The 18,388-nt window shown below is 63.8% G+C and carries 21 protein-coding genes; 6 read left to right on the top strand and 15 right to left on the bottom strand.

Annotation, left to right across the window (positions count from 1 at the left end; translation table 11 throughout):
• Position 1: 1 nt before the first annotated feature.
• From fliF to flgB, 4 genes are all read right to left on the bottom strand, one after another.
• Positions 2–1,684 carry a flagellar basal-body MS-ring/collar protein FliF gene (gene fliF / locus HOLFODRAFT_RS0205990; protein WP_005036656.1) on the bottom strand — a complete coding sequence of 561 codons (1,683 nt, stop codon included), beginning with the start codon at positions 1,682–1,684 and terminating at the stop codon, positions 2–4.
• Positions 1,685–1,713: 29 nt separating this feature from the next.
• On the bottom strand, positions 1,714–2,025 hold the full coding sequence (gene fliE / locus HOLFODRAFT_RS0205985) for a flagellar hook-basal body complex protein FliE (RefSeq protein ID WP_005036658.1): 312 nt from the start codon (positions 2,023–2,025) through the stop codon (positions 1,714–1,716).
• A gap of 67 nt (positions 2,026–2,092) precedes the next feature.
• The gene (gene flgC / locus HOLFODRAFT_RS0205980; protein ID WP_005036659.1) at positions 2,093–2,515 is read right to left on the bottom strand and encodes a flagellar basal body rod protein FlgC; all 423 of its coding nucleotides are present in this window, start codon (positions 2,513–2,515) and stop codon (positions 2,093–2,095) included.
• Positions 2,515–2,934 carry a flagellar basal body rod protein FlgB gene (gene flgB / locus HOLFODRAFT_RS22730; protein WP_005036661.1) on the bottom strand — a complete coding sequence of 140 codons (420 nt, stop codon included), beginning with the start codon at positions 2,932–2,934 and terminating at the stop codon, positions 2,515–2,517. Before flgB ends, flgC begins: the two co-directional genes overlap by 1 nt.
• Positions 2,935–3,095: 161 nt before the next feature.
• Here flgB and HOLFODRAFT_RS0205970 point away from each other — a divergent pair, with 161 nt between their 5' ends.
• From HOLFODRAFT_RS0205970 to HOLFODRAFT_RS24780, 6 genes are all read left to right on the top strand, one after another.
• On the top strand, positions 3,096–3,431 hold the full coding sequence (locus HOLFODRAFT_RS0205970) for an STAS domain-containing protein (protein ID WP_005036662.1): 336 nt from the start codon (positions 3,096–3,098) through the stop codon (positions 3,429–3,431).
• Between the two features lie 10 nt (positions 3,432–3,441).
• A complete protein-coding gene (locus tag HOLFODRAFT_RS0205965; RefSeq protein WP_005036663.1) occupies positions 3,442–6,483 on the top strand; it encodes a BamA/TamA family outer membrane protein in 3,042 nt (1,013 codons plus the stop codon).
• Between the two features lie 12 nt (positions 6,484–6,495).
• Positions 6,496–8,280 carry a signal peptide peptidase SppA gene (gene sppA, locus HOLFODRAFT_RS0205960; protein WP_005036664.1) on the top strand — a complete coding sequence of 595 codons (1,785 nt, stop codon included), beginning with the start codon at positions 6,496–6,498 and terminating at the stop codon, positions 8,278–8,280.
• Positions 8,281–8,343: 63 nt separating this feature from the next.
• Positions 8,344–9,090, top strand: a complete 747-nt coding sequence (locus HOLFODRAFT_RS0205955; RefSeq protein ID WP_005036665.1) for a hypothetical protein — start codon at positions 8,344–8,346, stop codon at positions 9,088–9,090.
• Positions 9,091–9,228: 138 nt separating this feature from the next.
• Positions 9,229–9,432, top strand: coding sequence for a cold-shock protein (locus tag HOLFODRAFT_RS0205950; RefSeq protein WP_005036666.1), 204 nt, complete (start codon positions 9,229–9,231; stop codon positions 9,430–9,432).
• Between the two features lie 70 nt (positions 9,433–9,502).
• Positions 9,503–9,673, top strand: a complete 171-nt coding sequence (locus HOLFODRAFT_RS24780; protein ID WP_005036667.1) for a hypothetical protein — start codon at positions 9,503–9,505, stop codon at positions 9,671–9,673.
• Positions 9,674–9,686: 13 nt separating this feature from the next.
• Here HOLFODRAFT_RS24780 and HOLFODRAFT_RS0205940 read toward each other — a convergent pair whose 3' ends face one another.
• The 11 genes from HOLFODRAFT_RS0205940 to HOLFODRAFT_RS0205890 all read right to left on the bottom strand — a co-directional run bounded on the left by HOLFODRAFT_RS0205940 (position 9,687) and on the right by HOLFODRAFT_RS0205890 (position 18,386).
• Complete coding sequence (locus tag HOLFODRAFT_RS0205940; RefSeq protein ID WP_005036669.1) at positions 9,687–10,238, bottom strand: ribosome maturation factor RimM; 552 nt, start codon at positions 10,236–10,238, stop codon at positions 9,687–9,689.
• Positions 10,238–10,498 carry a KH domain-containing protein gene (locus HOLFODRAFT_RS0205935; protein ID WP_005036670.1) on the bottom strand — a complete coding sequence of 87 codons (261 nt, stop codon included), beginning with the start codon at positions 10,496–10,498 and terminating at the stop codon, positions 10,238–10,240. The genes HOLFODRAFT_RS0205940 and HOLFODRAFT_RS0205935 overlap by 1 nt, the downstream gene beginning before the upstream one ends.
• Positions 10,499–10,562: 64 nt before the next feature.
• Positions 10,563–10,805 carry a 30S ribosomal protein S16 gene (gene rpsP, locus HOLFODRAFT_RS0205930; RefSeq protein ID WP_005036672.1) on the bottom strand — a complete coding sequence of 81 codons (243 nt, stop codon included), beginning with the start codon at positions 10,803–10,805 and terminating at the stop codon, positions 10,563–10,565.
• A gap of 137 nt (positions 10,806–10,942) precedes the next feature.
• Positions 10,943–12,322, bottom strand: coding sequence for a signal recognition particle protein (gene ffh / locus HOLFODRAFT_RS0205925; RefSeq protein WP_005036673.1), 1,380 nt, complete (start codon positions 12,320–12,322; stop codon positions 10,943–10,945).
• Positions 12,283–13,134, bottom strand: coding sequence for an alpha/beta fold hydrolase (locus tag HOLFODRAFT_RS0205920; protein WP_026939082.1), 852 nt, complete (start codon positions 13,132–13,134; stop codon positions 12,283–12,285). Before HOLFODRAFT_RS0205920 ends, ffh begins: the two co-directional genes overlap by 40 nt.
• Entirely contained in the window at positions 13,131–13,544 is a 414-nt protein-coding gene (locus tag HOLFODRAFT_RS0205915; protein WP_005036674.1) for a hypothetical protein, read from the bottom strand. Before HOLFODRAFT_RS0205915 ends, HOLFODRAFT_RS0205920 begins: the two co-directional genes overlap by 4 nt.
• Before the next feature lie 21 nt (positions 13,545–13,565).
• Positions 13,566–14,888 carry a radical SAM/SPASM domain-containing protein gene (locus HOLFODRAFT_RS19700; protein WP_005036676.1) on the bottom strand — a complete coding sequence of 441 codons (1,323 nt, stop codon included), beginning with the start codon at positions 14,886–14,888 and terminating at the stop codon, positions 13,566–13,568.
• Positions 14,837–15,685 (bottom strand): class I SAM-dependent methyltransferase, encoded by an 849-nt coding sequence (locus HOLFODRAFT_RS0205905; protein ID WP_005036677.1) that lies wholly within the window; start codon positions 15,683–15,685, stop codon positions 14,837–14,839. Before HOLFODRAFT_RS0205905 ends, HOLFODRAFT_RS19700 begins: the two co-directional genes overlap by 52 nt.
• Complete coding sequence (locus HOLFODRAFT_RS25760; RefSeq protein ID WP_005036678.1) at positions 15,682–16,263, bottom strand: class I SAM-dependent methyltransferase; 582 nt, start codon at positions 16,261–16,263, stop codon at positions 15,682–15,684. The genes HOLFODRAFT_RS0205905 and HOLFODRAFT_RS25760 overlap by 4 nt, the downstream gene beginning before the upstream one ends.
• A 154-nt stretch (positions 16,264–16,417) precedes the next feature.
• Complete coding sequence (locus HOLFODRAFT_RS0205895) at positions 16,418–17,218, bottom strand: methyltetrahydrofolate cobalamin methyltransferase (protein WP_005036679.1); 801 nt, start codon at positions 17,216–17,218, stop codon at positions 16,418–16,420.
• Positions 17,219–17,411: 193 nt separating this feature from the next.
• Positions 17,412–18,386, bottom strand: coding sequence for an acetyl-CoA decarbonylase/synthase complex subunit delta (locus tag HOLFODRAFT_RS0205890; RefSeq protein WP_005036681.1), 975 nt, complete (start codon positions 18,384–18,386; stop codon positions 17,412–17,414).
• Positions 18,387–18,388 lie beyond the last annotated feature (2 nt).

Here is an 18,388-nt window from a genome sequence, read left to right as displayed (position 1 = left end):
CCTACCTCCCGGTGTCTTCAAGCATCCAGGAACGCACCAGGGAGGCTATCGTCTCGGCGTCGCCCACTGCGGTTTCCTGAATGCGCTTCTTGATGAGCTGGCGCCGCTGGGCTTCGGGGGCGCTGGAGGCACCCTCGGCGTTCAGCTCCGCCTCGATCTCGGCGGCGAGTTCTTCCTTGCTCTTGGTATGGGTGACTCTGCGGCTGGCGGACACGGGTCCTCCTTCCTCGTCGCCCTCTCCGGCATGGACGCGCAGGGGGGAGGGACGGTTGATGGCCGATGACAGTTTCTTGAGCATGGGGAGCACGATCAGGAAAAAGACCGCCAACCCAAGGATGGTCGGAACCAAGTAGGGCACCAGGGCTTTGGCCTGATCAAGCCAGTACTGCTTGCGGGCCTCGGCCTCCTCTTTGGGATTCTCCATGGAGGCGAAGGGGATGTTCTCCACCGTGAGCTGGTCTCCGCGGTCCTCCTTGATGCCCACGGCGGCTGCCACCTGGTCCCGGATCTTCTTGAGTTCTTCCGCGGTGCGCGGTGTGACTTTTTCCTTGGGGTCGCCCTTGGCGGGCTTCTCCCAGGTGGTGGCGTTGTCCACGATCACCGCCAGAGAAACCCGTTTGATGGTTCCCGGGGCCTGCTCGACGCTGCGCAGGGTCTTGCTGATCTCGTAGTTGGTGGTGGTTTCCTTCTTTTCGCTGCTCTCCAGGACCCCGGAGCGGCCGCCTCCCCCGGTGGCGGGAGCCACATTGGAGGCCGTGCCGGGAACCCCGGCTCCGCCTTCGCCCTTGGTGATCTTCTCTTCCTTCTGGTTGACGGAGCGCTCCACCTGCTCCTGGGGATTGAAGCGCTCCTCGTTGATCTTGACCTTGTCGAAGTCGAGATCCAGGTGGGCGGTGGCTCGCACCTTGCCCAGGCCCACCACGGGTTCCAGGAGTTCGGTCACCCGGCGCACCAGGTGATCCTCTTCCTCCCGGGCCACCTTCTTCTGGGAGTCGGAGGCGCCCACCATGGGGTCCCGGCCCGTGCGGCTGAGAATGCGGCTGTACTGATCGATCACCACCACGCTATCGGCCTTCAGGCCTTCCACGCTCCCTGCCACCAGGTTGACGATGGCCTGGGTGTTCTCCTCCGGGAGCAGGCGTCCTCCCTTGAGCTTGAGGAGCACGGAGGCCTTGGCCTCTTCCTTGTCGGTGACGAAGGGGCTGTCGGAGCCGGGTGTGATATGGACCACGGCGTCCTGGACCTGCTGGAGACTGCGGATGGTCTTGGCGAGGTCCGCCTCCATGGCCCGGCGATGGACGACCTTCTGGGTGAAGTCCGTGGTCGTGAGGCTGGGGGATTCCAGCTTCTCGAAGCCCACCTTGTCCCCGTTCAGGAGGCCTTCACCGGCGAAGCGGAGCTTGAGTTCGCCCACGCGCTTCTCCGGCACATAGACGGTGCGCTGGTCGGAACTCAGGTCATAGGGGATGTTCTGCTTCCGCAGGTTCTCTACGATGGTGCTGGCGTCCCCCGGGGGGAGGTTCGAGGCCAGCACCTCCATCTTGTCCTGGCTGGCCCAGATGCCGAAGCCCGCCAAGACGATGACGAAGGTCAGGACAATCACCCCCACCACGACCTTCTGGGTCGAGGACATGTTCTGGAGGGTGCGCTGGAGCTGGGAGGTCAGGTTGTTCTCGCCGGCCATGGGATCCTTTCGATGGCCGGGCGCCTAGGTCACATCTGCGTTCGCATGACTTCCCGGTAAGCGTCGATCAGTTTGGACCGAACGGCCATCATCATCTGAAAACTGACATCAGCTTTCTGGACCGCCAGAATCGCCGTATGCATGTCAGTTGTCTCCCCTGTCATCAAGTTCCGTGCCTCTTGTTCGGCGGTGCTCTGGACGGCGTTCACTTCCTGAAGCGCCTGCTTCAGAATGTCGCCGAAATTCGCACCGTCGCTGCTCGAAGTCCCTTGTCCTGCGGCCGTGCCGGCCTCGGTGAGGGGCTTGATCGAGGGGAGCTGGTTGAGGTTCAGGGGATCCATGGGGGCGGCTCGCAAGGGCTCAATTCAGGATGGGGCAGGGATGGGGCGGACGCCAGTCAGAATTCCGTCACGTCACCCGGAGGAGGTCCACGGTGGAGAGGGCCATGGTCCGGACGGCGCGGATCACGGCCACGTTGGCCTCGTAGGAGCGGCTGGCCTCGGTGAGGTTCACCATCTCTTCCACGGGATTCACGTTGGGATACTGCACGATCCCTTCGGCGTCCGCATCGGGGTGGTTGGGGTCGTACTTGGCCACGAAGGGATCCCGGGAGTTCAGGACCTGACCCACGCCCACGCCGGTGAGGGGCATGCCATCGGAGGTCTGGCCCATGGGCTGGACCTGGAAGGTGACTTCCTTCTTCCGGTAGGGGCCGCCACCTGCGGTCCGGGTGGTCTCGGAGTTCGCCACGTTGGCGGCGATGAGCTGGACCCGGAGTCGCTGGGCGCTCATGCCCGACGCGGCGATGTCGTAGATCTGGTTGAAGCTCATTACTTGGCTCCCTCGGTGATGGCCTTGAGGATGCGTCGGAGTTCGGACTGAGCGAAGTTGGAACTGAGGGTGTAGGCGGCCTGGGTCTTGTTGAGGAGCATGGATTCCCGATCCAGGCTCACATCATTGCCGTCGTTGCGTTCGTAGCTGGGGCTGATGGGATCGGTGGTCCGGGGCAGGAAGCCCGAGGACTGGACGGACATGTGGTTGGCGTGGGTCCGCTGGATGGGCAAAGTGTTCCCAGAGATAGCGCTGACTTCCTCCTTCAGGGCTTCCTGGAAGGAGAAGTCCTGGGTGTGGTAGCCGGGGGTGTCCAGGTTGGCCATGTTGGAAGCGATGAGCCCCATGCGCCGGGAGGCCAGCGTCATGCTGCGGTCCATCGTCTGGATCATGGGATTGGAGGAAATGAGGTCGAACATGGAACCCTGCAGAAATCGCCGGGAATCGGCGGATGCGAATGGCTGGTTGCAGGGTTCGTGCCGGGCTCTTGGCTGTCCATCTGTGGACTGACCTGCGTTTTTCCCAGACCCGTGCCGATGGGACTTGGTACACTGCCGGACAAGCTGCGCGAGGACGTGACATGAACATCATTCAACGCACTCAGGGGGATGTCCGGATCCTCTGCCTCGAGGGGAAGATCACTCTGGGGGAAGGGGATCAGGAGCTGAGTGAGGCTGTCCGCGCAGCCCTGGACAATGGGACCCGACGGATCGTGCTCAATTTCGAGAAGGTCAGCTACCTGGACTCCTCTGGGGTGGGGGAGCTGGTGGGCTGCTACACCTCCATCAAGAAGGCTGGCGGTGAGCTCAAGATCTGCGGCATGAACTCTCGCACCCTGGGCTTGATCACCCTCACCGGTCTCCACTCGGTTTTCGCCGTCGCGGAAACCGAGGCCGAAGCCGTCGCCGGGTTCTGAACACGATTTCATGGGGCTACTTCGCGGATCTCTCATCTCTCTGGGCGCTCTGGCCCCTTCCCTGTTGATAGGGGCAGAGCCTGCGACCGTCAACGCTGCTCCCCTGGCCTGGGTCCACTTTTCTGGGGGCGAGGGCGATGACCAGGCCTTTGCCCGGGTGGCAGCGGGACTCCCCACCGGGAGGCCGCTTCCTCCGGAGGATCTCGAGCTCGCCCTGGCGGCCATTCGGGCCACAGACCGCTTCCGCCAAGTGTCCGGGGCTCTTCAGGCCGAGGGAGGGCAGGCGGGCTGCCTTATCACCCTGGAACCATGGCCATCCTTGGAAGGATGGGAGTGGGCTGGGGACTGCCCGGCGGATCTGAGGAAGTCCCTGTTCTCCGAGTTGCGTAAGGGCATCCGGGTGGGGGATGCCCGTCGGGAACAATGGCGCAGCCGGGCCGAGACCCAGCTGCGAGGTTCGGGCTACCCGGAGGCCAAGGTCAGTGTTGAACCCCGCCAGGGGGGAAGGGCGCTTCTGATCCGGGTCGACTGCGGGAGCGCCACCCTGGTCAGGCACATTCAGATCACTGGGCGCCCCGGACCCTATTCCGTGGAGAAACTCCGGAAGATCATCGGCCTCAAGACCGGGGTCAGCCTCTGGCATGCCGAGGCCGCCCGGGTGGCCAGGGTGCAGCTGCGGGAGCGCTTCCTGAAGGATCGGCGCTACGAATGGAAGGCGGAACTGGCCTTTGATGCTGCGACTGGGACGCTGGTGGTCCAGGTGGAGCCCGGCCCTGTGGTGCGTCTACGGATCCAGGGGTCCGGCCTGGGGTGGAGTCGTCCCAAGGAACTGCTGCCTCTCGCGCGGGCTGAATCCTACAGTCCTGAGCTCCTGGGGGAGGGAGAACGTCGGATCCTGCGGCTCCTGAGGTCCCGGGGATACCTGGATGCCCAGGTGTCTTCCGTGCGGGAGATCATCAGGCCTGTCCCTGAGGAGGTGCGGGTCACCTACCGGATACAGAGTGGTCCTCGGTACCGTCTTCAGGGGGTGCGTTTCGAGAGGAATGCGGAAGTCCCCTCTGCCCAGCTTCTGGATTCCCTGCAGATTCCCCGGCGCTGGCTGTTCTTTGGGGATCCCCTTCTGACTCCGGACCTGATCGGAGGGCTGGAAAACCAGATCAAAGGCCATTACGCCGTCCGGGGCTATACGGACATGACACTTCGTCGGCCTCCCATGGAGCGGAAGGGGGAGGATGCCACCCTGGTCTTCCAGGTGCGGGAGGGCAATGCCAGAGCCCTTCGTCGGTTGGAACTCTGGGTGGCTCCAGAGCTCGCCGCAAGCGCCTCCGGCATGGCGGAGGTTCTGACGGCTTCCTTTGCGGATCGTCCCTTCATGCTCAAGTCTGGGGATCCGGCTTTGCGGATCTACCGCAGCGACCGACCCGGCCTCGAAAAGAACACGGCCACCCTGCGCGCCATTCCCGGCGAGAGCGGTGCCTATGCCCTGGACTTCTCCAGCCCTGTCCCCATGGTCAAGCGGGATCTGGCCCAGGTCCTCTACCTGGTGCACCAGCGCCTGGTCGCCCTGGGGGTGCAGCGCCCCCAGGAACATTTGAAGCTTGAGGGGGGTGAGGGGGCCGCTGTGGTGCGCATAGATGTGCCTGCCCAGCCCACAGAACAGATCCGGCGGGTGGTGATCAAGGGGGCGGACGACACCCGTGCCGCCGCCTTCCTTCGGGGATCGCTCCTTGATCCGGGAGCCCCCCTGGACCCGGAGCGGGCGGTGCGCACCCAGGCCCAGGTGGCCAATCTGGGGGCCTTCGACCGGGTGGACCTCTACAGCCTGTCGGAGGGCAAGTCCGAGGGGGCTGCGTGGAAGCCCGGGGACATGGCCCTGAATGTTCAGGAGCGTTCCCCCTGGGTCATCACCAACTCCTTCGGGTATGACCGGGCCCAGGGGTACCACATCGGGACCGGCGTCCAGCGACTCAACGTGGGGGGGATGGGGCGCACCATCGATTTCGGCCTGCGGGCGGGCGATGGCACCATCAACAACCCTGGACTCCGCAAGGTCTTTCCCACCGGCGATTCCCCCCGTTCCGTGGACATGTACAGCCTGGGGTATACGGATCCCTGGTTCTCCCCCTGGGCCTGGCTGCCGAAGCGCACCCAACTCCGGATGGAGGGGGCCTACATTCTCGAACGGCGGGATGCCTATGAAATCACGCGCGAACGCCTCACCACCGGGCTGGAGTGGCGCAAGGGGGAGCACCTCCTCTTCCAGGTGGGTCACCGCTTTGAGCAGGTGAAGGTCAAGGTCAGGGCGGATCTGGATGCCCCCAGCGTGTCCGACGAGGTACTGAACAAGATCATCCGCAGTCCCAGCCACTCGGTGATCTCAGCCCCCTACTTCCAGGTCGTGCGGGACACCCGGGACAACCCTTTCGATCCCACCCGTGGCCAGTATTCGGTGGGGCGGGTCGAACTGGCGACCCAGTTCCTGGGCACCAGCCCCAACAGCAGCTTCGTGAAGGTGGATCTCCGGCAGCAGTGGACCTGGCCCGTGGGGGCCCGGGCCTGGGCCGGTGTGGCCATGCTGGGGTTGCGGGTGGGCATGGCCCGTCCCACCGCCAGCAGCGCCGAGGATCTGCCCCTTTCTGAGCGCTTCTTCGGGGGCGGTCCCTTTTCCCAGCGGGGTGTCCAGCCTGACTGGTTGGGGCCCCGGGAAAAGGTGCCCATGACCACCTCAAGCGGCACCACGGTGGAACAGTGGGTGGCCCTTGGCGGGCAGGGCTTGGCCCTTATCAATGCGGAATACCGCTTTCCCGTCGTGAGTCCCACCTTCTGGGGTGAGGTCTTTGTGGACTCTGGGCAGGTGTACTCCAAGCTCAACGATAAGCACCATGATCCATTCCGGACCTCCGTAGGGCTGGGCGCGATCCTCAAGATCGGCTTCCCTATCAAGATCGAGTACGCCGTGGATGTGAAACAGCTTCTGGGCAAGCCGCGCACCCAGGAGGAGAAGGAAACCCAGCTGAAGAACCTGCTGATCTCGGCAGGATTCCAGTTCTGAGATGGAGTTTCAATGAAGGACTTTTTCAAGTCTCTGTTCGCTTCCCTGGTCGCCCTGGGGCTTTTCGTGGGCATAGGGGTGCTCCTGCTCTTTGGGCTTCTGGCGGCGGTCGGGGCCTCCAGCAAGCCCGCGGTTCCCTCCCGGGCTGTGCTGGTATTCGACCTGTCCACCAACATCCCGGACGCCCCTCGGGAAGAGGGACCCGGCGAGATCCTCCGGAAGGCCATGAGGGACCAGGATTCGGATGGGACGCCGCTTGCGGTGCTCATCTCCGCTCTGGATCGGGCGGCCAGGGACCGGAATATCAGTGCGCTGTACCTTACGGGCAACATCCAGTCCGTGGGCTACGGGGCGGGGCCCGCGGCCCTGAAGGAGCTGCGGGAGGCCATCCAGCGCTTCAAGGCGGAATCCGGCAAGCCCGTCATCGCCTACAACCAGACCTGGAGCAAGAAGGAATACTACCTCTGCGCCGGGGTCGGGACCCTCTACTGCAACCCCTTCGGGATGGTGGAAATGACCGGCCCAAGCGCCGAGATGGTGTTCCTGGCCGGGGCCTTCAAGAAATATGGCATCGAGGTCCAGGTCACCCGGGTGGGCAAGTACAAGAGTGCCGTGGAACCCTTCATCCTTGAGAGGATGAGCGATGCCAACCGTGAGCAGTACCAGAAGCTGCTGGATGATGTGTGGGCTGACTGGAAGGGGACGGTGGCCCAGGACCGTGGCAAGACGGCGGCCTTCATCCAGTCCCTTGCGGACGAAAAGGCCCTGTTGACGGCCGAGGAGGCCGAGAAGGCTGGACTGGTGGACAAGCTGGCCCCCTATGACGAGGTTCTCGACCAGCTCAAGACCTTCGCCGGGAAGGGGCATCATGACCAGGACTTCCCGCAGATCGACCTTTCCGCCTACGCCAAGATGCCTCACAAGACCAAGGGGAAACACCTCATCGGGGTGGTCTACGCCGAGGGCGAGATCGTGGATGGGGAAGGGGAGGGGAACCAGGTGGGCGGGGATCGCCTGAGCCAGGAGATCCGCCGCCTGCGCCTGGATTCCGATATCAAGGCCATCGTCCTGCGGGTGAACAGCCCCGGGGGAAGCGCCACTGCCAGCGAGGTGATCCAGCGGGAGCTGGTGCTGGCCAGGAAGTCCAAGCCTGTGGTTATTTCCATGGGGACTGTGGCGGCCTCCGGCGGGTACTGGATCAGCGCTTTTGGCGACCGCATCTTTGCCGAGCCTGCCACCATCACCGGATCCATCGGCGTCTTCGGGATGCTGCCCAATGTCCGTAAGCTGGCCACGGACCATGGCATCAGCTTCGATGGCGTGCAGACGGCCAAGCTTGCCCTCCCCAGTCTCTTCCGGCCTGCTTCTCCGGCGGAACTCGCCCGGATCCAGGGGCTCGTGGACCACATCTACGACCAGTTCCTGACCAAGGTTGCCGAGGGGCGGAACATGAAACGGGAGCGGGTCCAGGAGATTGCCCAGGGGCGGGTGTGGTCCGGTGTCGAGGCCAAGCGTCTCGGCCTGGTGGACGATCTGGGGGGCCTCCAGGATGCCATCCGCTGGGCTGCCAAGAAGGCCAGGATCGAGGCGGATTACCGGGTGGATGCACCCGAATCCCCCCGGTCGCCCGCGGAGAAGCTGATGAAGCTTCTCGGGGGCGGTGGAGGCAAACCCCTGGCCCGGGGACCCGTGCTTGAGCTCAAGTCGCAACTGGAGCGGCAGCTGGGCACGCTCCAGTCCCTCAATGATCCCTTCGGGATATACGCCCGCCTGCCTGTGGATGTGACGTACCGCTGATTGTCGGCATCCGAGTTCCATCAGCCCGCCCCTTTCGCGGCGGGCTGTTTCATTTGGAGTCCCATGAAATACCGTTCGGAAGTCCTGCTTACGACCGCCCTTGTGGGCCTGGCGGCTGTGCTCTTCGCCCTGCGCTGGGCCATCTTCCCCGGCAACGAGTTGCACAATGAGATGTGGCGTTTCCTGCTGGGGGATGTGGCCTTCCTCTTCCTGCAAGTGGCCATCGTCACCATCTGTATTGATCGCCTGTTGCGGGCCCGGGAACGCCAGGCCACGCTCCGAAAGCTCAATATGGTCATTGGCGCCTTCTTCTCGGAGGTGGGCAGCAGCCTGCTGAAGCGTCTGGCCGCAGCTGACCGGAACCTGGGGGATCTCCACAGGGAACTGGTGCCCAGCAATGCCTGGAAGCCCGCCGACTATGTGGGGGCCAAGCGTTTTCTGGCCGGGCACCACGCCGTCATGGATCTGAGTGGCTGCGATCTGGAAGGGCTCAAGAATCATCTGGTGCAGGAGAAGCGCTTCCTGCTCAGCCTGCTGGGCAATCAGGCCCTGCTGGAGCACGAGGCCTTTGCAGAGCTCCTCTGGGCCGTGACCCACCTGGGGGAGGAGCTGGAGGCTCGCCGCAGTCTGGTAGACATCCCTTCGAGCGATGCGGCCCACCTCGCCAACGATGCCAGGCGCGCCTACACCCAGCTCTGCGCCCAGTGGCTGGACTACGTGCGCCACCTCCAGAGCGACTATCCCTTCCTGTTCTCCCTGGCGGTGAGGACCAACCCCTTCGATCCGAAAGCGGAGGCGGTGGTCTATTGAGAAACTTTTTTCCCTTTTTCCAGGAAAGGAGTCATTGTGGAGAGAGGAGACTGCGCATCTCGCGGGTTTCTGACGCTGAGCCGGCCATTGTCTCGACTTGCACCAGCCCCCATAAAAGAGACAATCAGGATATTTACAATGGCTCAAGGTATCGTCAAGTGGTTCAACGCTGAAAAGGGCTTCGGCTTCATCTCTCCCGATGGCGGGGGCGCTGACCTCTTCGTCCATCACACCGCCATCCAGGGTTCCGGCTTCAAGAGCCTGGACGAAGGCCAGCGCGTGAGCTTTGAAAGCGCCCAGGGCCAGAAGGGCCCCCAGGCTGTTAACGTCGTCAAGCTCTAAGCTTGTCCTTTGAAATACTTGGCCCGCCCCCTTTCAGGGTGGCGGGCCATTTTAGCTTTAGGAGAACATCTTGGCTCGTGTGAACTACCAGCGCGAGAAGCGGCTCAAAGACCTGGACCGCCAGCGCAAGCAGGAAGAGAAGCGCAATCGCAAGCTTCACAAGGACGATGCGCCGACAGAAGAAATCCCCCAGGAAACCCAGGGGATTGAGGGAGAGGCGGCTCCGAGCCAGCCTGAATAGGTCTGTATCCGACTCAGTCCTTGAGCCGATCCAGTTCCAGGAGTCCCGGGGGAGGGTCCAAATGGACCTTCCGGTTGGGCAGGTCCAGCTGGAACCAGGCCTTGATGTAGGGGATGTCCCGCTGCCCTGTGCGGCCCGGCCGCAGGTCACGCATGATGACCATGTCGTAGCCCGTGGGGCTGGGGTCCAGGCGGATCACCTCGCCCACGATCTGGTCACCCACCAGAACCTGGCATCCGATCCAGTCGTGGCGGAAAGTCTCGCCATCCTCCAGGGAGGCTTGGTCTTCGGGCATCCATAGGGCCCAGCCCTTGAGTGCTTCGGCGGTGGTGCGGTCCGGGACATCCTGGAGGGCCACGCAGGGACGCTCCTGGTGCCAGCGGAAGCCGCGCAGCTTGACCTGACGGGCCGGGGCCACGGGCTCGGCGTGCTGGAGGTCCAGCTCCGGGGGGGCCAGAACCAGCCCCTGGATGTCCGGAAGCCTATCCGGGTCATCCATGATGGCGTGGAAGAGAAACTCGCCCTTCAGGCCTTGGATCTTGGCCAGTTGACCCAGGAGCAGCATCAGGCCTCCGCCTTCTTTTCGTCTTCGTCGAAGAGCTCGACGTTCACGATGAGACCGCTCTTGTCGCCGGCAGCCTTGCAGATGGTCCGCAGGGAAGAGATCATGCGGCCACTCTTGCCGATGATGCGTCCGCGGTCCTTCTGGGCGGCCACGATGAGCACGTCCCGCTTCTTGCCGGTGCCCGTGACCTCGATGCGAAGGCTCTCGGGGTGGTCCAGAACGGGGCTCAGCACGTCTTTGAGAAAGGCTTCGAGGTTCACAGGGCCTCCGATTGCAGCGCGAAAGGCCGGGATGGACCCGGCCCTTCGTTCAATTTGTTGTGAATTAGAGGATCGCGTTCTTCTTGAAGAGATCCAGGACGGTCTTGGAGGGCTGGGCACCCTTCTGGATCCAGGACTTGGCCTTGTCGGCGTCGATGCGGACCGTCTCGCCGGCGGTGGCGATGGGGTTGACGAAACCGAGGATCTCGATGGCACGGCCGGTGGGAATGCGGTCGTGCTCAGACACGACGATGTGGTAGAAGGGCCGCTTCTTGGCACCGTTGCGAGCGAGACGGATTGTGAGCATTTGAACTCCTAGAGCTTGCCAGTTTATCCCGGATTGGGGTGAAAACCAAGTTGAAATATGGCCTCGATGGGGTCGAGGGGTGGGGACGAAGGGGGAAAGGCTGGTGGTGGGGTGCGCGGGTCCCTACCGGGATCGCATCAGAACGGCATCTTGGGCATCCCCGGCATGTTCTTCATGGCAGCCATCCGCTTCATGAAGCGGGGGTCCTTCATCTGACCCATCATCTTCTTCATTTCGAGGAACTGCTTGAGGAGCTGGTTGATCTCATGGACCGGCCGCCCTGCGCCGGCAGCAATGCGCCGCTTGCGCTTTGCATCCAGCAGGTTGTGGTTGGCCCGCTCCCTGGGGGTCATGGAATTGAGGATGGCCTCCAGGTGCGTCATGCGCTTGTCGGTCACCACGCTCTCGATCTGGGCCTTCATCTGACCCATGCCCGGGAGCATCCCGATGAGCTTCTGCATGGAACCCATCTTCTTGACCTGCTGAAGCTGGCTGCGCATGTCCTCCAGGGTGAACTGGTTCTTCACCAGCTTCTGGGCCATGGCCTCGGCTTCCTTCTCGTCGATCTTGTCCTTGGCCTGCTCGATGAGGGTCAGGACATCGCCCATGCCCAGGATGCGCTGGGCCATGCGGTCCGGGTGGAAGCGCTGGAAGTCGTCCAGCTTCTCGCCCTCGCCCACGAACTTGATGGGGCGGCCGGTGGCGTGCTTGATGCTGAAGGCCGCGCCGCCACGGGTGTCGCCATCGGTCTTGGTGAGGATGACGCCCGTGAGGCCCAGCTTCTCGTGGAAGGCGGTGGCGGAGCGGACCGCGTCCTGGCCCGTCATGGCGTCCGCCACGAAGAGGATCTCGTTGGGCTGGGTGCCTTCCTGGATCCGGACGAGTTCATTCATTAATTGTTCATCAAGATGTAGGCGGCCAGCGGTGTCGAGGATGACCGTATCCCAGCCCTTGATCCGGGCCTCCTCCACGGCGGCCTTGCAGATGGCCACGGGATCCTTGGAGTCCGTGCGGTAGCTGGGCACCCCCGCATCCTGGGCCACGACATGGAGCTGCTCCACGGCGGCGGGGCGCTGGATGTCGGCGGGCACCAGGAGGGGCGAGCGGCCGAGCTTCTTGAGAAACTTGGCCAGCTTGCCGCAGGTGGTGGTCTTGCCGGCGCCCTGGAGGCCCACCATCATCACCACCGTCGGGGGCTTGCTGGCGAAGTCCAGGGGATGCTCGGGGGCCGTGCCCCCCATGATCTCGGTGAGTTCCTGGTAGACGATATCGATGAACTGCTGGGCGGGATTCAGGCCATCCAGGACCACGGTGCCCTTGCCATCGGGGCCCTGGGCCAGGGCCTTCTCCTTGACCCGCTGGAGGAAGGTGCGGGCCACCTGGACGTGGACATCGGCCTCAAGGAGGGCCATGCGCACTTCCCGCAGGGCGTCCTCGATATTCTTCTCCGTGAGGCGAGTCTCGCCCCGGAGCGACTTCATCGCTTTGGTGAGCTTTTCGGTGAGGGATTCGAACATGGGCCTTCCGGTGGCCCGGAAATGGGCCAATTCCCCATTCTAGCCATGGATGGACGTGGGCGAGGAAATTCAATTCTTGGCGGCCCGAGGATCGCATCGATCATCCGGTAGAGGCCCTCGGGGCACTCCGAAGCCGGGAAGTGGCCGACCCCCCTCATCCGGTGCTCTTCAGCAAAGATGGTGTGCTTGCGCCCCCAGGGCCAAGCGAGTAGGCGGGGGGATGCCGCTCCGACAATGCGATGGCAGGGGCAGGCGAGTTGGGCTGGGGTCAGGGGGAGGCCCTTCTCATAGCGGCTGATGATCCTCAGATATGCTTGAGCTGCGGAGGCCGACTGAGGGCGGCCGAAGGCCTCCCAGAATCCCGGGGGCAGTGCCGACTGTCTGCCGAAGAGAGCCCACTTGATGCAGGCACGACCGGGACGGGTTCCGGTGAACCCCCGGAACAGCCATGGGCCGATCCCTGGAACGAGGATCGGAACCAGGGGCAGGGGGAAATGGTAAGGGCTCTCCACAAGGATCAGGGGGGGGTGTCCTGTCGGAGTCCTCCTGGCATGTTCCCAGGCCACGACGCCCCCCAGGCAGAAGCCGACCACCCCGGCGAAGGGTCCCTGGGCGAGGGCTGAGCGCACCTCTCCGACCAGTTCCTCCATGTCTCCGGGTGGGGCCCAGGCGCTCCGGGCGCCGAGGCCAGGCCATTCGTGGATGCGGCAGGTCCAGTGCTGGAGGAACCAGGGCGGAAGCGTCCCTTCAAGGTAGCGAGCCGGGGTGTTCCATCCGGGCAGGAGAAGGAGGCTGGGCTTCTCCTGCCTCATGCCTCCCCAGCCACCAGATGGGCCAGGAGGAAGCCTGCAACGGCTCCGACCAGGGCGCTGAGAGGGATGAAGAATAGTGTCGCACCGAGGAGATCGGACACCCTTCCGGTGCCCAGCCCCATCACCAGGGAGCAGAGGAAGGAACCGGCGACGGCTACCAGCAGACCGGCCAGGAGACCTTTCCACTTCCGGACAGGCCTCCATGCCTTGAGCCAGCTGAAGAATGCAAGGGTGTTGGCGCCGCAGACGAAGAACATGGCGGCATAATTCAGCGGGTGGAAGTGCACGCCGCTCCACAGCTCGTTGGAATGGGCGGCGATCCTCACGTAGATGAAGGCGGCGATGGCGCCGGTGACCAGGGCGTTGATGGCCGAGAGGAGGGGGTGGGTGTCTGAGGAAGGGCGGGGCATCGAGGCTCCATTGGATTCGGGTCAGGGTTGCCCCGCAAGGATGCGGTAGAAGCGGGGGAGCTGGGCTTCTTTCCTGCATTTTCCGCAGAGCTCCTGGGAGGTATCTGGTGGCAGGGGGCGCTCCGGGGAACTCCCTTCCAGGAGGGGCTGGAGTTCGAATGCGAGGCAGCGGGAGCGGGGGATGCCGACGGCTTGGTTCATCTGCTTCCAGATTTCGGCGATGGGCTCCTCAAAGGCGTTCCCGAACCCGAGGGGAACGAAGTCACAGGGGCTGAGGTTGCCCATGGCGTCCAGATACGAATGCTGGGTTCCAGCCCCGCAGCCGAACATCTCAGGGCTTTCAGTGTGGGCGAACACGGTGACCTTGGGGTATTCCGATGACCAGTTGGCCCTCCTCTGGAATCTGAGGAGCAGCTCCCGGTCCCTGGGGGAGAGGAAGGCTCCAGGCTGGCAGGTGGAGAGCCGTCCTGCGGGCATCGCCTCCAGGAAACGGATCTCGTGGGCGCCGATCCTCTTGGCCAGGCGGGCGAGGGCTTCGTGCTCCCCCCGGGCAAGGCATTCTTGGTCCACCACGCACTGCACCATGACGTGGATCCTGCCGGTGCTTCGCAGATGGTCGATGGCGGTCACCGAGGCTTCCCAGGCTCCAGTGTGTCCCCGCATCCGGTCAAAGGTGGCCGGATCGGTCCGGTCAAGGCTGATCCCCGCCGCGAAGAGTCCGGCCCCGGCCAGATCGCGCGCCCGCGCCCGGGTCAATCCCGAACCGCTGCTGTAGAGGATGCTGACGGAACGATCGTCGATGGCGGCGATGAGATCCTCCAGGTCTTCCCGCAGGAGGGGCTCGCCGCCGGTGAGCCCGAGGATGGAGGTCCCCATGTCCTGGAGCTGGGCGATGACGGCCAGGAGCTGCTCCCGGCTGGGCTCCGGTGATCCAGCCTGGTTGGCCGCGCTGCAGTGCCAGCATCGGTATGCGCAGCGTCCGGTGACGGCCATGAAGAGGGAGATCGGGGCCGTGCGCTGGGCTCGGATGTGCTCCTCGTAGCGGGTGCTCTCCCCTGGAGTGGCCCGGAGAAGCTGCTCGAATGCTCTGGAAGGGATGGGGGGCAGGAAGGAGGAGACGAGGTATCCCACCCTTGTCTGTACGATCCGCTCGTGGAGTCCCACATGGATCATGGCTCGGAGCAGGTGCCGGAAACGGTAGTGGGGGTCCTGTCTGAACTCCCGGTGGACCTGGAGCAGGAGGCGGTGGCTGCTCGGGCTGCCGAGGAGTCCAACCAAGTGGAGGGCGTCCCTCAGCATGGAAGGGCCCCGGCTACCCATGAGAATCGGTGGGTCGTGGTGCATGAGGAGCCTTCTGGGCGGTCCATGACTTCGGCCAGGCGCTCCTCCAGGTCGGGGATGCCGAGGATGCAGCGAGTGCCAGCCAGGGCGCCGGTCTTGAACCCCCAATCAATGGCTTCTTTGGGGCCATCATGGGTGCAGATCCGCTCTCCGTCTCCGGCGTGGTCGACCCTGAAACCGCACTGGGCCAGCTCCCTGGCCATCTGTCGGGAGCTTTCGGGCATCCGCAGGCCGAGGTGGAAGACCTTCCGGATATCCCTGGGCCGTCTGGCCATCAGCTCCAGGAACGCCCTCTCCAGCTCGGGGACCGTGGACCGTCGATTGGCCAGAAGGATGAGCTGCCCGCCGGGCCGCAGGACCCGCTTGAGCTTCGGGAGCAGCTTGGTCCGATCCATGTATTCCCAGGACCACAGGGCTGTGACGGCATCCAGGGAGGAATCCCCAAGGCCCTCCACGAGCTTGTGGGCATCCCCCAGCATCAGGGTATCGCCCTCTCTCGCCTGGATCCTGGCCAGCATGCCTGGGGAGGCGTCGATCCCGAGAATGATTCCATCAAATCTCCGGTCGGAGAGGTGGTCCATCACGAGTCCCGTTCCACAGCCCAGGTCCAGGACCCGCCCCCCCGGGGGGGGCTTCAGGTGGGCCAGGACGGTCTGGTTCACTGGGGTCATGAAGGCCCGCCAGGTCCTGTCGTAGGTTGCTGCCGCTGCATCATAGTCGCTGGCGATCTCGTCGAGGCCTGCTCGGTGGCCTCCCAGGAAGCGCTCTGTGACGCGCCAAGCCATGAGCAGGCGTTTCATGGCTCCGCCTTTCTGCCGAGGAAAGTGTATTCCAGCCAAGAGTGCCGTCGGCTCGTTCCAGGAATCCCTGTGCTTCCAAAGAGATCCTGGAGGGTTTCGGGGGCAATGAATCTGGAGTGGTCGATGAATAGATGCTCGAATATGGCGGCGAGCTTCCCGCGCCATCCACGCACATCAAACTCCTGGACGATGACCCTCCCGCCTGGCTTGAGGACACGGTGCATCTCCGCAACGGCACTCTGGGCCTCCTTGATGTGGTGGAGGGCATCCACGCAGAGGATGGCATCAAAGGTCGCTTCGCCGAAGGGTATCTGTCGGGCGCCCCCACGGACCCGGTGGATCGTGGGGTGGCGGGGGCCGCGCTCCAGCATGGCCCGGCAGGGGTCAAGGATGACGATTTCGCCCACGGTGCCGACGGCGGCCGCAGCGATGCGGCCCGTGCCGCCGCCGACGTCAAGAATTCTCTCGTGCGTTCGAAGGTCTGCTAGTGCCAGCAGGGCCTCGGATGGGGCGATTCTGGTGATCTTTAAGAACGGATCATATATTGGGGCGTAGACGGAAAACCAGTCCCAAGGCATAGAGCCATTCTCTACCGTGCACGATGCCTATTTCAAGGACCCTGTGCGCTTTCGCTCTGGGCGAAGTATCCCACGCTGTCTTCCGACAAAAGAAATCGGGAAAGGCCCGCCGGATGGGTTCCGGCTGGGCCTTTTCTGCGCGAGGACTTGAAACCTACTTGTAGTGGTTCGTCTTGTAGAGCTCCACGAAGGAGTCGCAGTAGATCTCCTTGTTCATGATGATGCGGGCGGCGGCGGCGGTTTCCATCAGGTCGTCGTCGTTGGCGTCGGCGATGGCGGAGTCCAGACCCGAGGCCATCAGCATGGCGATCATGGTGCGGTTGAGGAGCTTGCGGTTGTTGCAGCGCTGGCTGACGTTGGAGAGGCCCACGGTGGTCTTGGGGGGGGGATCGGACAGCATCTTGACTTGGCGGAGGGTCTCCATGGCCTCGATGGCGTGGTCCTGGGCCACATTGACCGGCAGGATCAGGGGATCGAGGTAGAGGTCCTGGAGGGGAAGGCCGAATTCGTCGGCGGCGGCCACCAGTTCCATGGCCAGGGCAACGCGGGCGTCGGCGGTCTTGGGGATGCCGGACTCCTCGCTCATGGCCAGGGCGATCACCTTGGCGTTGTACTTCACAGCCATGGGGAAGACGCGCTCGATCTTATAGCGGTCAGCGTGGCAGGAGTTAATGAGGGCGGGGCGCTTGCAGAGCTTGAGGCCCTCCTCGATCACATCGTAGTTGGTGGAATCCAGGGAGAGGGGGGTGTCCACCACTTCCTGGACGGTGTTCACCAACCACCTCATGGCTGCCGCAGGATCCCCTGCCGTGGGACCGACGCAGACATCCAGCCAGGTGGCGCCGTTCTCGGTCTGCTTGATGGCCCAGTCCTGCACGGGCTTCTTGTCCTGATTGGTGATGGCTTCACGGATGTCCTTGAACATCCCGTTGATGCGTTCGCCGATGATCTCCATCGCGGTGGGTCTCCTTAGGGAAATGACGTTTAAACGTGAAACTGACGAGGCTCTGATTGAGTATTGGATTTGGTTTTATCGCTGTTCATCGCCGTCCATCGCTGGCTGAAAGGCTTTTTGGAGCGTGATGGACAGCGATGAAAAGCAGGCCCTACTGATCTACAGGAAAAGATCCTGGCGTGGCGATGGCAAATTAGAGACTGCTCGGTGCCATCAGGTCCGCCACGTTCTTCTTCACCAGCGCAATGGCCTCGGGGTGGCGCATCACCAGGATGTCCAGACCGGACTGCAGCAGGGAGGCGGCGGTCACGGTCTCCCAGAGGATGCCGCGCTCAGCCTGGTCGCCCCAGCCGGGGAACTCGTCGGCGCCCACGTTGGCTTCCTTGGCCTTCCAGGCCTCGAAGCCGACGGTGCCAATGACGGGGAGAGCCAGCATCTTGTCGCCCTGGAGGGAGCCGATGCGGGCGCGCTCACCTACGGAGTAGGCATACTCCAGGCCGTAGCCCAGGCCGCCGATGCTGGGATCGACGATGATGCGGTCCGCGGGGATCCCCATCTCGGTGATGAGGATGTTGAGCTGCTTGCACATGTTGATGTCCAGGGGGGACTGGGCGATCACGGTGTGCTTGTGCACCATGGCGGCGGCCACGATGGTGTTGTAGTTCTCGGTGGTGGCGAGGCCCAGGAGCAGGTTCTCACCGGCACAGGCCTCGGCCACGGCGGGGATCACCTTGTTGTCCACCTCATCGATGCCGCAGCCGATGACGGCGACGGGCACACCCACGGTGGCCAGGACCTTCTTGACCGTCGCGACGCACTGCTCGGGGGTGCTGGCACCCAGCTCGGGGTCGGCACTCTGGAGGCGGAGGTAGATCAGGTCCGCGCCACCGCACTCGACGGCAGCCTTGGCCCAGGTGGCGGCATCCTTCATGGCGTCGCCGTAGGCGGCCTTGACGGCGTCGTTCCACTCCTCGGGGTAGCGGTCCAGGACTTCGACGGCCACGACGGGCTTGTTGGGGGTCTCACCCTCGAAGTGGAGCCAGGGCAGGCTGGATTCGCCGCCCACCGTGATCGTGCAGGCGCGGGTGCCACCCTGTTCGGCGGTGGCGCCGAGGGTGACACAGGTGATCTTGCCCGAGTTGCGTTCCTTCAGGATCTGAACAGGCATGG

It is taken from the genome of Holophaga foetida DSM 6591, from assembly GCF_000242615.2.
Lineage (GTDB): Bacteria > Acidobacteriota > Holophagae > Holophagales > Holophagaceae > Holophaga > Holophaga foetida.
Note: the sequence above shows the minus strand (reverse complement) of the source record. Positions and strands in the feature narration are given on the sequence as shown.

Bases quoted from the DNA above. Each gene is read 5' to 3' on its own strand.
- fliF (WP_005036656.1), bottom strand. From the start codon at position 1,684: ATGGCCGGCGAGAACAACCTGACCTCCCAGCTCCAGCGCACCCTCCAG.
- fliE (WP_005036658.1), bottom strand. From the start codon at position 2,025: ATGGATCCCCTGAACCTCAACCAGCTCCCCTCGATCAAGCCCCTCACC.
- flgC (WP_005036659.1), bottom strand. From the start codon at position 2,515: ATGAGCTTCAACCAGATCTACGACATCGCCGCGTCGGGCATGAGCGCC.
- flgB (WP_005036661.1), bottom strand. From the start codon at position 2,934: ATGTTCGACCTCATTTCCTCCAATCCCATGATCCAGACGATGGACCGC.
- HOLFODRAFT_RS0205970 (WP_005036662.1), top strand. From the start codon at position 3,096: ATGAACATCATTCAACGCACTCAGGGGGATGTCCGGATCCTCTGCCTC.
- HOLFODRAFT_RS0205965 (WP_005036663.1), top strand. From the start codon at position 3,442: ATGGGGCTACTTCGCGGATCTCTCATCTCTCTGGGCGCTCTGGCCCCT.
- sppA (WP_005036664.1), top strand. From the start codon at position 6,496: ATGAAGGACTTTTTCAAGTCTCTGTTCGCTTCCCTGGTCGCCCTGGGG.
- HOLFODRAFT_RS0205955 (WP_005036665.1), top strand. From the start codon at position 8,344: ATGAAATACCGTTCGGAAGTCCTGCTTACGACCGCCCTTGTGGGCCTG.
- HOLFODRAFT_RS0205950 (WP_005036666.1), top strand. From the start codon at position 9,229: ATGGCTCAAGGTATCGTCAAGTGGTTCAACGCTGAAAAGGGCTTCGGC.
- HOLFODRAFT_RS0205940 (WP_005036669.1), bottom strand. From the start codon at position 10,238: ATGCTGCTCCTGGGTCAACTGGCCAAGATCCAAGGCCTGAAGGGCGAG.
- rpsP (WP_005036672.1), bottom strand. From the start codon at position 10,805: ATGCTCACAATCCGTCTCGCTCGCAACGGTGCCAAGAAGCGGCCCTTC.
- ffh (WP_005036673.1), bottom strand. From the start codon at position 12,322: ATGTTCGAATCCCTCACCGAAAAGCTCACCAAAGCGATGAAGTCGCTC.
- HOLFODRAFT_RS0205920 (WP_026939082.1), bottom strand. From the start codon at position 13,134: ATGAGGCAGGAGAAGCCCAGCCTCCTTCTCCTGCCCGGATGGAACACC.
- HOLFODRAFT_RS0205915 (WP_005036674.1), bottom strand. From the start codon at position 13,544: ATGCCCCGCCCTTCCTCAGACACCCACCCCCTCCTCTCGGCCATCAAC.
- HOLFODRAFT_RS19700 (WP_005036676.1), bottom strand. From the start codon at position 14,888: ATGCACCACGACCCACCGATTCTCATGGGTAGCCGGGGCCCTTCCATG.
- HOLFODRAFT_RS0205905 (WP_005036677.1), bottom strand. From the start codon at position 15,685: ATGAAACGCCTGCTCATGGCTTGGCGCGTCACAGAGCGCTTCCTGGGA.
- HOLFODRAFT_RS25760 (WP_005036678.1), bottom strand. From the start codon at position 16,263: ATGCCTTGGGACTGGTTTTCCGTCTACGCCCCAATATATGATCCGTTC.
- HOLFODRAFT_RS0205895 (WP_005036679.1), bottom strand. From the start codon at position 17,218: ATGGAGATCATCGGCGAACGCATCAACGGGATGTTCAAGGACATCCGT.
- HOLFODRAFT_RS0205890 (WP_005036681.1), bottom strand. From the start codon at position 18,386: ATGCCTGTTCAGATCCTGAAGGAACGCAACTCGGGCAAGATCACCTGT.